At 73.7% G+C, this 598-nt stretch carries 1 protein-coding gene; it reads left to right on the top strand.

Translation table 11 applies throughout. The features are described 5' to 3' along the window. The coding region (locus H5J33_RS36530) for a beta-ketoacyl synthase N-terminal-like domain-containing protein (protein WP_181798968.1) at positions 1-598 on the top strand (598 nt) is incomplete at both ends.

Raw genomic sequence — 598 nt, 5'->3', positions numbered from 1 at the left:
GCATCCGGCTACGCGGGCGGAGTGGACCAGATCTCGCACGACGCGGACGGCTATGTGGCCACCGGCACGGCGACGAGTGTGACCTCCGGGCGGGTGTCGTATCTGCTGGGGCTGGAGGGTCCGGCGGTGTCGGTGGACACGGCGTGCTCGTCGTCGCTGGTGGCGATCCACCTGGCGGCGCAGGCGCTGCGGGCGGGGGAGTGCTCGCTGGCCCTGGCCGGCGGTGTCACGGTCATGGCGACACCCGCCGCCTTCATCGACTTCTCCCGCCAGCGGGGGCTGGCGGCCGATGGGCGGGTGAAGGCGTTCGCCGAGGCGGCCGACGGTACGGCCTGGGGTGAGGGCGCCGGCCTGGTGCTGCTGGAGCGGTTGTCGGACGCCCGCCGCAACGGTCACCGGGTGCTGGCGGTCCTCCGGGGCTCGGCGGTCAATCAGGACGGCGCGTCGAACGGCCTGGCGGCACCGAATGGCCCGTCGCAGGAGCGGGTGATCCGGCAGGCGTTGGCGAATGCCGGGTTGGAGCCGTCCGAGGTGGACGCGGTGGAGGCGCACGGTACGGGGACGACGCTCGGCGATCCCATCGAGGCGCAGGCACTCC

Origin of the sequence: Streptomyces sp. WELS2 (assembly GCF_013870595.1) — a bacterium.
GTDB lineage: Bacteria > Actinomycetota > Actinomycetes > Streptomycetales > Streptomycetaceae > Streptomyces.
The sequence above is the reverse complement of the archived record's forward strand: the minus strand, read 5'-3'. Positions and strand labels throughout refer to the sequence as shown.